This is a genomic window from Caulobacter sp. BE254 (assembly GCF_031457295.1).
In the GTDB taxonomy this organism is placed as follows: domain Bacteria; phylum Pseudomonadota; class Alphaproteobacteria; order Caulobacterales; family Caulobacteraceae; genus Caulobacter.
The window spans coordinates 612,179-626,625 of record NZ_JAVDWJ010000001.1; the positions used below are offsets into that span (position 1 = coordinate 612,179).

At 64.2% G+C, this 14,447-nt stretch carries 10 protein-coding genes and 1 pseudogene; 6 read left to right on the top strand and 5 right to left on the bottom strand.

What is annotated here, in order from left to right; translation table 11 throughout:
• The first annotated feature begins 7 nt into the window (after nt 1-7).
• From J2X41_RS02725 to J2X41_RS25235, 5 genes and pseudogenes are all read left to right on the top strand, one after another.
• A complete protein-coding gene (locus J2X41_RS02725; protein ID WP_310079428.1) occupies nt 8-1,381 on the top strand; it encodes a tetratricopeptide repeat protein in 1,374 nt (457 codons plus the stop codon).
• Nucleotides 1,378-3,933 (top strand): ABC transporter substrate-binding protein, encoded by a 2,556-nt coding sequence (locus J2X41_RS02730; protein ID WP_310079430.1) that lies wholly within the window; start codon nt 1,378-1,380, stop codon nt 3,931-3,933. The genes J2X41_RS02725 and J2X41_RS02730 overlap by 4 nt, the downstream gene beginning before the upstream one ends.
• On the top strand, nt 3,930-4,748 hold the full coding sequence (locus J2X41_RS02735; RefSeq protein ID WP_310079432.1) for an ABC transporter permease: 819 nt from the start codon (nt 3,930-3,932) through the stop codon (nt 4,746-4,748). Before J2X41_RS02730 ends, J2X41_RS02735 begins: the two co-directional genes overlap by 4 nt.
• A gap of 1 nt (nt 4,749) precedes the next feature.
• Complete coding sequence (locus J2X41_RS02740) at nt 4,750-6,345, top strand: dipeptide ABC transporter ATP-binding protein (protein ID WP_310079434.1); 1,596 nt, start codon at nt 4,750-4,752, stop codon at nt 6,343-6,345.
• 29 nt (nt 6,346-6,374) lie between these two features.
• A pseudogene (locus tag J2X41_RS25235) lies at nt 6,375-6,470 on the top strand (hypothetical protein); the annotation flags it as partial.
• Nucleotides 6,471-6,794: 324 nt separating this feature from the next.
• Here J2X41_RS25235 and J2X41_RS02745 read toward each other — a convergent pair.
• On the bottom strand, nt 6,795-7,847 hold the full coding sequence (locus J2X41_RS02745; RefSeq protein ID WP_310079436.1) for an alpha/beta hydrolase: 1,053 nt from the start codon (nt 7,845-7,847) through the stop codon (nt 6,795-6,797).
• Between the two features lie 486 nt (nt 7,848-8,333).
• Here J2X41_RS02745 and J2X41_RS25240 point away from each other — a divergent pair, with 486 nt between their 5' ends.
• Nucleotides 8,334-8,519, top strand: coding sequence for a transposase (locus J2X41_RS25240; RefSeq protein ID WP_404979870.1), 186 nt, complete (start codon nt 8,334-8,336; stop codon nt 8,517-8,519).
• On the opposite strand, the gene J2X41_RS02750 is transcribed toward J2X41_RS25240, so the two are convergent.
• From J2X41_RS02750 to J2X41_RS02765, 4 genes are all read right to left on the bottom strand, one after another.
• A complete protein-coding gene (locus J2X41_RS02750) occupies nt 8,446-10,590 on the bottom strand; it encodes a peptidase domain-containing ABC transporter (protein WP_310079438.1) in 2,145 nt (714 codons plus the stop codon). The genes J2X41_RS25240 and J2X41_RS02750 overlap by 74 nt on opposite strands.
• Entirely contained in the window at nt 10,587-11,882 is a 1,296-nt protein-coding gene (locus J2X41_RS02755) for an HlyD family efflux transporter periplasmic adaptor subunit (RefSeq protein ID WP_310079442.1), read from the bottom strand. The genes J2X41_RS02750 and J2X41_RS02755 overlap by 4 nt, the downstream gene beginning before the upstream one ends.
• 4 nt (nt 11,883-11,886) lie before the next feature.
• Nucleotides 11,887-12,837, bottom strand: a complete 951-nt coding sequence (locus J2X41_RS02760) for a glycosyltransferase family 9 protein (protein WP_310079444.1) — start codon at nt 12,835-12,837, stop codon at nt 11,887-11,889.
• Between the two features lie 879 nt (nt 12,838-13,716).
• The gene (locus J2X41_RS02765; protein ID WP_310079445.1) at nt 13,717-14,430 is read right to left on the bottom strand and encodes a hypothetical protein; all 714 of its coding nucleotides are present in this window, start codon (nt 14,428-14,430) and stop codon (nt 13,717-13,719) included.
• Between the last annotated feature and the right edge of the window lie 17 nt (nt 14,431-14,447).

Consider the following 14,447-nt stretch of genomic DNA (forward strand, 5'->3'; position numbering starts at 1 on the left):
ACCCCCCATGCGCGTCGACTATCTGGGCAATCCCGTCACCGTCTCCACCGAAGCCTCGCTGGCGGCGGTCGACGATTTCGTCGACGGGTTCCTGGCCTACGAGACCCGCGCCGCCAACGTCCTGGCGGCCGCCGACGCCGATCCCGCCAGCGCCCTGCTCAACGCCTATGCCGGCCTGCTGTGGCTGCTGCTGGAGTCGTCGGAAGCCCCCGGTCGCGCCGCGCCCTATGTCGCCAGGGCCCACGCCGCCCGCGCCGCGGCCCATCCGCGCGAGCAGGCCGTGGTCGATTTCCTGCTGGCCTGGTTCGACGACGACATCCGCCACGCCCTGGCGATCGCCGACACCATCCTGGCCGCCTGGCCGCGCGACCTGCTGATCCTCAAGCTGCGCCAGTACCACGACTTCAATCGCGGCGACTTCCCCGCCATGCTGCGCGCCGCCGCCAGCGTCGGCGACGCCAACGCCGACATCGCCTGCTGGCATGGCATGATGGCCTTCGCCTACGAGCAGTGCCACCTGCTGGACGAGGCCGAGGCCGCCGCCCGACGCGCCTTGAGCCTGCAGGCCAGGGAGCCCTGGGCCCAGCACGCCCTGGCCCACGTCATGCTCACCCAGGGGCGCATCGACGAAGGCGCCCGGTTCCTGGAAGGCGTGCGCCACACCTGGACGGGCCTGAACTCGTTCATGGACACCCATCTGTGGTGGCACCTGGCGCTGTTCTATCTGAGCCAGGGCCGCTTCGATCAGGCGCTCGACGCCTATGACCAGCACTGCTGGACCCAGGAGAAGGACTATTCCCAGGACCAGGTCGGCGCGGTCTCGCTGCTGGCCCGCCTGGAATGGGCCGGCGTCGATGTCGGCGGGCGTTGGCGCGACGTGGCCGATCATCTGGCCAAGCGCCGCGACGACGTCGTCCAGCCGTTCCTGACCTTGCAGTACCTCTATGGCCTGGCGAGGGCCGGCCGGGCCGAGGCCGACAGCCTGCTGGCGGCCGTGCGCCGCAGGGCGGCCCATGCGCCCGACTTCACCCGCGCGGCCTGGCGCGACGCGGCCCTGCCCGCCGCCGAGGGCCTGGTCGCCCACGCCCGCGGCGACTTCGAGGCCGCCGTCCAGGGCCTGCGCACCGCCCTACCCCGAATGATCGAAGTCGGCGGCAGCCACGCCCAGCGCGACTTCTTCGAGCAGATCGCGCTGGACGCCACGATCCGGGCGGGACGGCTTTCGGAAGCCCAGCAGGCCCTGGAGCTTCGACGCGGCTTCGACCCCGACGGCGTGCCGCTGAACCGCCGCCTGGCCGAGGTCTATGACCAGCTTGGCCTGCCGGCCGAGGCCGCCAAGGCCCAGGCCCGCGTCGCGCGCCGACTGGCGGCCCTGGCGTGAAGCTTTTCAAGGTCCTAGGCGCGATCCTCGCCGCCTGCGCGCTGGTCCTGCTGGGCACGGCCGGCCCCGCCCTGGCCAAGGACAGCCTGACCCTCGCCCTGCAACTGGAGCCGCCCAATCTCGACCCCACCTCCGGCGCGGCGGTCGCCACCGACGAGGTGGTCTACGCCAACATCTTCGAGGGCCTAGTGCGGCTGGACCGCGACGGCGCGATCAAGCCCCTGCTGGCCGCCTATTGGGAGGTCGCGCCCGACGGCCTGACCTATACCTTCCGCCTGCGCGAGGGCGTGCGCTTCCAGGACGGAACGCCCTTCGACGCCGGCGTGGTCAAGTTCAGCCTCGAACGGGCCATCGCGCCGGCCTCCACCAATGTCCAGAAGCAGGCGCTCAGCGTCATCCGCCAGGTCGAGGTCGTCGACCCGCTGACCGTGCGACTGCACCTGGCCCAGGCCGACAGCAACCTGCTCTATGTCCTGGCCTGGGGCGACGCGGTGATGGTCTCGCCCCGGTCGGTCGCGACCCTGGCGACCGCGCCGGTCGGCACCGGGCCGTTCAGGTTCTCCGGCTGGCGGCGCGGCGACGCGGTCACCCTGGTCCGCAACGACGCCTATTGGGGCCAGCCGGCCAGGCTGCGCCAGGTGGTGTTCAAGTTCATCGCCGACCCCGCCGCGGCGTTCGCGGCGATCAGGACCCACGACGTCGACGCCTTCCCCGACTATCCCGCGCCCGAGAACCTGGCCCAGCTGCGCACCGATCCGTCGCTGAAGGTGATCTCGGCCTCCAGCGAGGGCGAGGTGATCCTGGCGATCAACAACCGCAACGGTCCGCTGGCCGACGTGCGCGTGCGCCAGGCCATCCAGCACGCCCTGGACCGGCGGGCGATCATCGACGGGGCGATGTACGGCTACGGGACGCCGATCGGCAGCCACTTCCCGCCGCAGAACGCCGCCTATGTCGACCTGACCGGCCTCTACCCCCATGACGTCGCCAGGGCCAAGGCCCTGCTCGCCCAGGCCGGCTATCGCGACGGCTTCTCCCTGACCATGAAGCTGCCGCCGCCCAACTACGCCCGCCGCAGCGGCGAGATCGCCGCCTCGCAGCTGGCCGCGGTGGGGATCAAGGTCCAGATCGAGAACCTGGAATGGGCCCAGTGGCTGGACCAGGTGTTCGGCCGCCACGCCTTCGACCTGACCGTGGTCAGCCACGCCGAGCCGATGGACTACGACATCTACGACCGGCCCGACTATTATTTCGGCTACCACAGCGCCGACTTCCACGCCCTGATGACGACGCTGAAGGCCACGGCCGACGAGGGCCAGCGCACCGCGATCCTGCAGCAGATCCAGCGCAGGATCGCCGGCGACGCGGTCAACAGCTTCCTGTTCCAGTTCCCGCGGCTGGGCGTGTTCGACGCGCGGCTGAAGGACTTCTGGGTCAATTCGCCGACCCAGACGGTCGACCTGCGCACCGCCTATTTCGACGGGTCCAGCGCCGCCGGCGACGTGTCGGCCGCCACGACCAGCCGAGCCGGCGGGATCCTCGGCCTCCTGGCCGGCCTGACCGTGGCGGCGGGCCTGATCGCCCTGCTGGTCCGCTTCGGCGCCGCCTATCTGGGCGGACGGGCCGCGATCATGGCCCTGACCCTGCTGGCCGCCAGCCTGGTGGTGTTCGCCATCATCCAGGTCGTGCCCGGCGACCCGGCCGCCTACATGCTGGGCCTCAACGCCAATCCCGAGGCCGTGGCCAACCTGCGCCACCAGATGGGGCTGGAGGGACCCGCGCCGCAGCGCTACCTGGCCTGGCTGCTGGGCCTGCTGCACGGCGACCTGGGCGTCAGCTACACCTACCAGACACCCGTGGCCGGCCTGGTGGCCGAGCGCCTGGCCGTCTCCCTGCCCCTGGCCGCGGCGGCCATGGCGCTGTCGGTGCTGATCGGCGCCCCGATCGGCGCGCTGGCGGCGGCCCGTCGCGGCGGCGCGGCCGACGCGACGGTGATGGGCCTGACCCAGGTCGGCGTGGCCATCCCCAACTTCTGGTTCGGCGTGCTGCTGGTGATGGGCTTCTCGCTGGGCCTGCGCTGGTTCTCGGCCGGCGGCTTTCCGGGCTGGGACGCGGGGCTGTGGCCAGCCCTAAAGGCCCTGACCCTGCCCGCCCTGGCCCTGGCCGCGCCCCAGGCGGCGATCATCGCCCGCGTCACCCGCTCGGCCCTGATCGACACCCTGGCCGAGGACTATATGCGCACCGCCCGCGCCAAGGGCCTGTCGCAAGGCCAGGCCCTGTGGCGGCACGGCCTGCCCAACGCCCTGATCCCGCTGCTGACCATCCTGGGCCTGCAGTTCCCGTTCCTGCTGGCCGGAAGCGTGATCATCGAGAACGTCTTCTTCCTGCCGGGCCTGGGCCGGCTGGTGCTGCAGGCGATCACCCAGCGCGACCTGATCGTCGTCCAGGGCGTGGTCATGCTGCTGATCTTCGCCGTGGTGGCCGCCACCTTCCTGGTCGACGTGGCCTATGTGCTGGTCGACCCCCGGCTGCGCGGGAGGAACCGGTCATGAGCCGCCGCTCGGCAAGCCTGGTCCTCGGCGCGGCGATCACGACGCTCTTCGTCCTGGCGGCCCTGGGGTCGCTGGCCTGGACGCCCTATGACGTCGCGGCCTTCGACATCGCGCATCGTCTACAAGGACCCTCAGCCGCCCACTGGCTGGGAACCGACCATTTCGGCCGCGACGTCCTGTCGATGATCCTGGCCGGCGCGCGAAACGCCCTGGCCGTCTCGCTGGTGGCGGTGCTGCTGGGGGCGGGAGCCGGCGTGCCGCTGGGCCTGCTGGCGGCGGCCCGTCGCGGCTGGATCGACGAGCTGGTCATGCGCGCCAACGACGTGGTCTTCGCCTTCCCGTCGCTGATCCTGGCCATCCTGCTGACCGCCGTGCTGGGTCCCGGCGCGATCAATGCGGTGATCGCCATCGGCGTCTTCAACATCCCGGTCTTCGCCCGCCTGACCCGCGGCGGCGCGCTCAGCCTCTGGACCCGCGACTACGTGCTGGCGGCGCGGACGGCCGGCAAGGGTCCGACGCGGATCTCGTGGGAGCACATCCTGCCCGGCCTGCTCAGCATCCTGGTCGTCCAGGCCACCCTGCAGTTCTCGCTGGGGATCATCGCCGAGGCGGGCCTGTCCTATGTCGGCCTGGGCGTCCAGCCGCCGGCCGCCAGCTGGGGCAAGATGCTGGCCGACGCCCAGACCCTGATCAGCCTCTCGCCGCTGCAGGCGATCGTCCCCGGCCTGGCCATCGTGATCACCGTCCTGGGGCTGAACCTGCTGGGCGACGGCCTGCGCGACCGGCTCGACCCGCGCCTGGACGGGACGCGCTGACATGGCCCTGCTGGAGATCCACGACCTGAACGTAACGATCGGCGACCGGCCGATCCTGCGCGACGTCTCCCTGACGCTGGAGCCCGGCCAGGTGCTGGGGGTGGTCGGCGAGTCCGGCTCGGGCAAGTCGATGACCGCCCTGGCGGTCCTGGGCCTGCTGCCGCGTGAGGCGACGGCTGCGGGCGCGGTCCGTTTCGAGGGCCAGGACCTGGCGGACCTGTCCGAGGCCCAGCTCTGTCAGGTGCGCGGCGCCCGGATCGGCATGGTCTTCCAGGAGCCGATGACCGCCCTCAACCCGGTCATGACCATCGGCGACCAGGTGGCCGAGGTGGTGCGCCTGCATCGCGGCGGCTCGCGGGTCCAGGCTCGGGCGGCGGCGCGCCGGGCCCTGGACCGCGTCGGCCTGCCCGCCGACCGCTTCCCGCTGAACCGCTACCCGCACCAGCTGTCGGGCGGCCAGCGCCAGCGCGTGGCCATCGCCATCGCCATCGTCCTGTCGCCGCGCCTGATCATCGCCGACGAGCCGACCACCGCCCTGGACGTCACCACCCAGGCCCAGATCCTGGACCTGCTGCGCCAGCTGGTGCGGGAGGACGGCGCGGCCCTGATCCTGGTCAGCCACGATCTGGCCGTGGTCGCCGGCATCGCCGACCGGGTGGCGGTCATGAAGGACGGGGCGATCGTCGAGCAGGACCAGACCGCCGCCCTGTTCGCCAACCTGGCCCATCCCTTTACCCGCGCCCTGGCCGCCGACGCCGCGCGCGTTCCGGTCCGCCGCCGCGGCCCCGACCTGGCCGCCCCGCCGGTGCTGGAAGCCAGGGCGATCGTCCGCGACTATCCCGGCCCGCGCCGCCTGCTGGGCCTCGGCCCCGCCTTCCGCGCGGTGTCCGAGGTCAGCCTGGCGATCCGGCCGGGCGAGATCGTCGGCCTGGTCGGCGAGTCCGGCTGCGGCAAGTCCACCCTGCTGCGCACCCTTCTGGCCCTGGAGACGCCGCAGGGCGGCGCGGTCGAGCTGGTCGGCCGGCCGTTCTCGCCCGCCGCCCCCCGCGCCCTGCGCCGCCACGTCCAGGTGGTGTTCCAGGATCCGCACGGCAGTTTCGACCCGCGCTGGACCGTGGAGCGGCTGGTCGCCGAGCCGCTGCACCTGCTCGACGCCAGGCCGACCCCGGCCGACCGCCGCGCCAGGGTCGAGAAGGTCCTGGCCCAGGTCGGCCTGCCGCGCGAGGCCGCCGACCGCTATCCGCACCAGTTCTCCGGCGGCCAGCGCCAGCGTATCGCCATCGCCCGCGCCCTGATCGTCGAGCCCTCGGTGATCGCCCTGGACGAGGCCGTCTCGGCGCTGGACGTCACCGTGCGGGCCGAGGTGCTGGACCTGCTGGCCCGCCTCTCGGACGAGCTGGGCCTGGCCTATCTGTTCGTCTCGCACGACATGGGCGTGGTGCGGGGGCTGACCGACCGGGTTCTGGTCATGAGGGCCGGCCAGATCGTCGAGGAAGGGCCGACGGCCGAGGTCTTCGCCCGTCCGAAACACCCCTATACGGCGCAGCTGATCGCCGCGACGCCGAACCTGGAGCGGGCCTTGGCCGCCAGGATCTAGGAGCTGTGGACAGTTGACGATCCTGGGCCGAATTCCTCGTCCTTCGACAGGCTCAGGATGAGGAATTCTACTGAATCGGCCTATAAAGTAGCCCTCATCCTGAGCTTGTCGAAGGACGAGGGCGGCGCACGACCGCCAGACGCCTAACTGTCTACAGCGCCTAGGGCGGGTCGATCTTCAGTCGCGTGTTCCCATGAGGCGCCGCGCCCCACGAGGGAGGTTCACCGGAATCGATTGCCGCAGGCAGGATCTTAACGTCCGGGTTCCGGCACGGCGTTCCTGACGAATTTCGCCCCTTAGCGGACGCTCATAAACGCCCTCTCTCTTCAAGAGAGGGAGGGTCGGGCAGAAGGACCATCCACCCGTAACTGACCCTGATGGTCGGGCGAAATGCGGACATTCAAAAGCTTGGCCAAGCTCAAGCCTTGATGAATAAAGCAATAGCAGAGCTACCGTGACGGGTTGGACAGCATGCCGATCTGATCCAGCCAGTTTTCCAGCAGACCGGGCCAGACTGTGTCAGGCGAATGGTTACGCCTTAGTGCGAAAGCGTGACCGCCATGGGCGAATAGGTGAACTTCCGCCGATACGTTCGCGTCATTCAACGCTCGGGCATACAGTGTGCTGTTACAGATGGGATCTACTGGGTCGTCCCAGGACTGAAGTAAGAAGGTCGGTGGGGTACGTTCGGTCACCCGTACGCCAGGATCCAAGTCGCCATTCCGGCAGAGATGCCCAGGAAAGAAAGCGATGGCGAAGTCAGGGCGGCTGCTAACTCGGTCCGCCCCATCGACCGGCGCGTAACTAGACTCGAAGATGTTGCTGGTCTGGGCCACCAGATACCCCCCAGCCGAAAAGCCCATGACGCCGATTTTGTGCGGATCAACGCCCAGGCTGGCAGCTCGCGTCCTGACGAGGCGGATCGTTCGTTGGGCGTCTTGGAGCGCGCGGGGCGGCTTGGGGTCAATGACGCGGCGGCACTGGGGGTTCCAGTAGTGGTTGCTGCCGGGCACCCGATACTTAGACAGGATGCACGTCACGCCCCTTGCCGTGATCCAATCGCAGACTTCAGTCCCCTCCAACGTGATCGCCACCACACGAAAACCGCCGCCGGGAAATACGATGATTGCGGCGCCCGTATTGCGTCCCTTGGGCGGATAGATCGTCATGGTCGGACGGCTAACGTTGAGCACCGTTTCGGATCGATCGCCCGTGAGCGCGTCGGGCGTCTTGGCGACGCGCACGCTTTCTGGATCGGATTGCGCGCCGACCATGTTCGGGGGCTCGCCAGGCCAGACAGGCTCCCGGACCAGGCCATGGGGCGCTGACCAAACCCGCTCCGTATCGCCGACAGGCCACGCCTCGAGCGGCGCTGTTGCCCGAGGGGTCTCCAACGAAAGGGGAGGCAGTTGACCGGCAAAGCAATGCGCCAGCTCCAGAGCGAGACCGCTGGCGCCAAGCAGCACAGTGGTGGTCAGCGCGACGCGGAAGAAGAATCTCATGATTTTGATTGGCTCCGATACTTCGTCGGCGACGAGCGTTCATCGGGCCCAGGCCGCCTGACCTCAGCAATGCATGCATTGAAGGCCTTATGGCGAGGGCCGACAATCGACCTAAACTATGGGGAGCCATGCGTAAGATTCATGCCTGGAGTGTCTTGGTTTCCTTCATCTCAAGGCGCTTCGCGCCTGCAAGCCCGCCGCGCCCCAAGCTAGAGGTTGGTTTTCTGAGGCGAGCGAGACCGTCTGCCAAAGCGACTTGAGGAGGCGTCCGACACAGCCTTCGAAAATGGCGTCGTCAACTGGACGAGGAGCCCCTCGAAATCGACTGGCGAGAGCTAGTTCATCCCGGCGCCCGCCCATATGAGGGACCCCGGCTTAGCCCTAGTGCTAAGGCCAAGGGCGCGAAATCTGGCTTGACGATGTCGCGCCGAGATGTTCGTGACGGCGACGGGCGCAGTAGTCGCCGTCACGAACAGCGACGCCCAAATGCGAGCCATCGTGGCGGAGACCGAGGCTCTAGGCGCAACGGTGAGCGCGGTGGCCAGACGCAATGGCGTGGTCACCAACATGCTGTTCCGCTGGCCGACTGGCTCGAAACTCAGATCGCGTGCCTTTGAAACCCACCCTCAATTGACGATGACCGAGTCAATTCCGCAAGCCCCGCTACTGTGAGAGTGAAGACCCTATCTGCCTTATTGATCAAAGCGGGGCGGTGCGCGACGACAATTCTGGTGATCGGTAGATCACGGATCAATGTCGCAATCTGAAGCTCCGTTTCCACGTCGAGGTTCGCTGTACCTTCGTCCAGAAAAAGAACGCTCGGATCGCGGTATAGAGCTCTCGCTAAAAGTATTCTCTGCCTTTGCCCGCCAGAAAGGGATGATCCCATATCACCAACCAAGGTCATAAATTGCATAGGCATATACTCTATATCTTCAATAACCTGCGCGGACGTTGCGGCGGACCGCACTTTCTCCATATCGAGATCCGGATCAAAAAAAGCGATATTCTCGGCGATAGTACCCGACAGGAGTCGATCATCTTGTGCGACCACACCAACATTACGCCTCCAAGATCGCCACAAGGCGGGCGTCGCAGCTCGCCCTTCAAGAGTAATCTCGCCACTGCTGGGTGCGTTCAGTCCGAGCATTAACTTTAGAAGCGTGGTTTTCCCCCCGCCCGACGGTCCTGTAATAGCAATGAAATCACCAACCGATATCTGCAAGTTTATATCTTGCAGGATTAAAGGGTCTGTCGGGGCGTATGAGAACGATACGTTTTTAAGAAGGATCGCACCTTTCGCCTCAAACAATGACGCCTCCCCTTCGGCGTCATCCGCTTCCGTCGTCACGATATCTGACAATCGATCCAGATGAAGAGTCAGCAATCGAAATTGTATCCCTTGCTGTATCAGAGATTGCATCCGATCTGTAAAGGTCTGACGAAATGACAAGAAGGCAATTAGCATACCTACCGAGTATCCAGCGCCAGACAAGACAAGTTTAGCGCCAAAGTAAATCACAAGAACGGTCTGCGCATGGACCAAGATTGCTTGAATTAGAGTCAGATTGATCTGGAGTTTTCCTACAGAAATATTGGCGTTGAGAACGGAGGCGTACAGATTGCGCCAGCTCGCCTCGCGCTCCGTCTCTCTTCCCATAACCTTGATCGTGGTCGCGCCGCGAACGGTCTCCATGAGGTGGGACTGTTCCTGGGCGCCCGCCACGAGTTGCTCTTCAGTACGTGCGCGCATCGCCGCGTAGAAGGCCAAGTTCGCGGCAAAGACTAGTATCAAGGACGCCACCACGATTAGCGCCAATTCAGCAGAATAAAAGAATAGAATAACGGCTGCGGCGGTTCCCATCACACCGTCGAGAAGGGCGGCGACGATACCCCGCGTGAGGGCGTCCTGGATCGCGCCAGTTGAACGGACGCGAGATAGAATATCGCCGACGTGCCGCTTTTCGAAAAAGCTGGAAGGAAGCCGGATGAGGTGGCGCACGACGTTTCCAACCATCTGGAACGTCAGCAAATTTCCAAAGACCTGGAGCGCCCAGGCACGCAGGGCTTCCAGCAGGGCTTGCAGGAGCAGTAAGAAGCCAAAGGCCAGGGCCAGCACCGTCAATAGATCAGAATCCGCCCGGCCGATCGCTTCGTCCACCACCAGTTGCAGCTGAAAGGGGGCCGCAAAGACCGCGACCTGCAGTGCGAGCGACAGCGCCAGGACCTGGACAAGCCCACCCCCAAAGCCCGTCATCTTGGACCAAAGGCTGGACAGCCGCACAGGTAACCTGGCTTCGACTTTCTCGAACTTGGCGGCTGGAGTGAGTTCAAGCGCCACGCCAGTGAAGTGGTTCGAAAGTTCATCTACAGAAATTGACCGGGCGCCGCGCGCGGGATCGTGAATGACGACCGTTGCCTTGCCAATGGATTTTAGGACGACGAAATGGTTCAGATCCCAGTGCAGGATTGCGGGAAGCCGGAGTTTGCGAACTCCTGAAAGTTCGACCCGTAACGCCCGAGGCGCTAGACTGAGTTGGTCAGCGATCACCATGAGGCCCCGAAGGGTCGTTCCGGCGATTGACAAGGCAAACCGCTGGCGAAGGCCGTTCAGGTCTACGTTGTGGCCGTGAAAACGCGCGATCATTGCGATGCAGGCTAGGCCACACTCCGCAGCTTCCGAGGCCATATAAACCGGCAAGCGTCGGTGTCCGGAAAAGTTCAATTCGCTTCTTTGGGTCAAATCCGCCTCCCCGCGGCAAAGAGCGGATCCAAGAGCCACTCCCAGAGCGACCGTCGGTCGAGCACGACGTCAGCCCCGACAAGCATCCCCGGCTGCAATGGCATCGATTGGCCGTAGGCTTCCACCGTCGTTCGATCGAGTTGCACGCGCACGCGAAACACCGGTTCTTGGATCGACAGGCCTGGAACTGAAACCTCGGACGGGGCGAGAACGGTCCTGGAAACTGAACGCACGATTCCGTGGGCCGTCCCGAATTTCTGAAACGGGAAGGCCGCGTACATGAGCTTGACGTCCTGCCCCTTCCGGATAAATCCCGCAGCACGGGACGGGGCGAACAACTCTGCTTCCAATCGCCCCCCCGCCGGCGTCAAGATCGCGATCACGCCACCCGTGGGTACGCTCTGTCCCTGCTCTACTGGGATCGCAACGACGCGCCCGCCCACAGTCGCCGTGGCCATGAGCGCGCTCTGGACGTCTGTCGACGTTCTCTTCTGAGCCAATTGGGCCTCGGCAGCTCTGGACTGCGCCGCGAGCGACTGAAGATTGAGGGGAAAGGCCTCTAACTGCGCATCGATGTCGCCCATCTGGCGCTCGAAACCCAAGGCCGTCGTTCTCACCTCGGCGACGTCCTGATCCGCCGCCAACGCGGCCGACTGACCGACCTCCAGGTCGCGCCGGCTTAGGAACCCTTTCGTCGCTATTTCTTGGTAGCGGTCAGCGTTGCGCCTAGCCAAATCCGCCCGCGCGACCAGAGCGTCGATCCGTCGCTTCGTTTCCGCCAACTCGCGCGACAGGGCCGCGCGTTGTGTGAGAAGCTGCGCGCGCTTGGCCAGCAACTCTCCACGGGTTGCATCGGCCTGTGCCCGCGTGGCCGCCAACTCAGCCGCGACTTCCTGCTGGAGGCTGGCTCCAGAATCACCATTGGCAATGTCGGACGAAAGTCGCAGCAGCGCTAGGGGCTCGCCCGCCTTAACCTCGGCGCCTTCCGAGACGTCTAGCCGTTCGATGATTCCAGGCTGGCGCGCGACAACGCGAATAAGACCGCCTTGTGGGACGACCCAACCGGTCAAAGTCTCTTTCCTCGCATAGGTCGCGAGCGACGCCATGAGCACGACGCCCATGACCAGCGAAACACCAATGGCCGTGAAGACTTTCAAGGAGATTGGTCCGTGAAGGACTACCTCTCCCTGTAGTCGGCGGCCGGCGAACTTTACGGCTTCGGCGCGAAAGAGCGCCTTATCGCGAGGCAATGCACCGTCGATCGTGTCGCGAGAGCGGGTCGGCTCGGTCATACCGTCAGGCATCGGCCAACACCTCGCGCGCAGCGCTAATCTTCCGCACGGCCGCCCGCACGGTGCGTGCCAGCGAAGGCCCGTCGTCGGCCGCATGAACGATGGTTCCGCCAACTTTGGTCAGTCTCAGACCCCATTTTCGGTGGGAGGTCGAGCGAAAGATCGCGATGGATGGTCGGCGCTGCAAATCCGCATAGTGCAAGAAGCAGGAATCTATTCCTATAAAAAGGGCCGCTCTCGAAATGAGCCAAGTAGAGAAAGAAAAGGCACCGGGGACGTAAATTAATCGCGAATGAACAATTCTCTCTCTGAGCTTGAGAATTGCATCGGAACCCACCATGAAAAAGGTATGGTTGGGTAATTCCCGGGTGAGTACCTCGATCACTGAACCCCACGCGTTGACGCTGAAGGTCTTATGGTCGTCGGTATCGGTGTGGATAACGCAAAATGGTTCACAGGTGGCCGCTTGATCAGTGTATATCTTGGGTAACAAAGACCAAGATAGAGATTCTTGTGGCCAGGAGAAATCGTCGATAAGAGCCGATGGATTCAAAACTTGCGAGAGGTGCATATAACGGTCTGTGTAGTGCTCCATGTCGAGATTCAATGAAGCTACTGGTTGATCCCAGAAACCAACACTCTTAATTCTATTTGACGTCACCTCCGACAATTTCCGACGACTGTCGGAGTCCCATGAATTCAAATGCACGAAATATTCTGAGCTCGAGAGTCTCTGACAAACTTCGGAAACTGAAAAATTTCTATCCGCATCACATGATACTACATCATCACAGATATTAAACTGTGAAAATACATCTCTAACTACGATATTATTTGGAGATTCGAGAAGAGTGATTTCGTGATCGGGCTCCCGATCGACCATCGCCCGCAACGCCGGTAGCGTTAAGATGGCATCACCAATGCCATTGCCGAACAAGACGACAAGTTTCGTCATGTCCATCTTGCTCCGTGTTTCACAAAATGGTGCATCAACTTCAAATAGGCGCTTCCGCCTCATCCTCGATCTGGTCATTGACATGGCTAAAGGCGCCACGGACGGTGAAGATTAGATCGTAGGGTGAATGGGAGGGCCGACCGCCATCGTGCAGGCAGTTTTCAGTCGGCGCGATATAAGCCCATCCGGGTGGTATCTCACAACGAACCACGGGTACTTCGGGGTTTTGACGAAGATAGGTGCGACCAACCTCCGAATATGGGCGAAGTGATCGATCTCCGCCGGTCGCGATGTGGCGCTCATGGAGACTCCGAAACGACTGCGCCACTACATAAAGATATCGTTCGGTTCGGCCCAAATTGACGCAGATTCGATTTCGAGCGGTGTGGCGATGTTCGGGCGTTGTATTGTCCCAATCATCAATGTGAAGGCCAATATAGTGTGAGCGATCGCTGCTTCTTGTCGCCGTTCTACTGGAAGGTCTTCCTGGATTCGACGTAAACCCGATGATCGAGAATGGAGGCGACGCCCGCACCTCGGTCGGAAGTCCTTCGAGTAGCGCGGAAAAGCCCGCATCGCTCTGCGTCTTTGCGGAATCTCCGTCCAGGATAATGCGACCAGCTCTATCGCGCAGAACGGCTACCGCTCTTGTCTCAAGCTCGAACAGCGACACTGTGATTCCCAGGTCACGCCCCTCCCGTTCGCCATGCCTAAGGATTTGGGGGAGTGCAGCGAGCTGGTCCTTGAGTGGCTCACCAGGGACTAGCGCGCCCGCGAGATAGCGGGGGTCGCCTGCGGCTCCGACGATATCAAACAAGGATAACAGGTCTGGCCGATCCGAGCGAAAGCCTGGCCGAAAGGCGATGGACTCCGGGACCATCATCGTGACGACGGCGACTTCTGAGCGCCATCCCAAAACCAGGTAAACGCTCGACTATACTCATCGCGCAGCAGGGAGCCTTTGGCTCCCTCCACGGCATTGAAGCCGTGATCGGCGTCCTGAATGCGCCGCACTGTCACATCCTTGCCCCGAACCAAAAGTTCGGCACCCAGCGCTTCTGTCGCCAAAGGCGCAACATTCTCGTCCGACATGGCAATACCGATATAGACGCGAGCCTTGCTTCTCGAGAGCTCGTCAACCGACGACAGGCGGTAGAACGAGGCCCAGCGCTTGTAGGGGTGCCCCCACGCAAAGTCATCGACACTGTCTGGTTTCTGGAAGATCGCTCGGACCTGTGCTTCGCGCTCCTCCACGCGCGCCGCGCGTTCAGCTGAGGTTCGGTAGCTCTGATAGTCAGATGCGATCCCAGCATAGTAGGGCGTGACTCCAGGGCCGGCGAAAAAGATCACGTCGGTTACAGTAGGGTCGTGACCGGCAACCATGGCAGCCATGGACGAACCCTCGGAATGACCGAGTACGAGCGTCCTTCCCCGCTCGCCCCATGGCAGGCCGCGCGCCTCCGCCAAACCGGCCTGGAGAGCAAAGAGCCAGCGCTCCGCCGTGAAATCTTCGTTGAACTTGCGGCTACATTCTGAGGCTGCTCCACGTAGCGCCCCATCCGGTTCACCGGCGAAGGGCTTCTCGACCGCCACGATCGTAAAACGCCCCT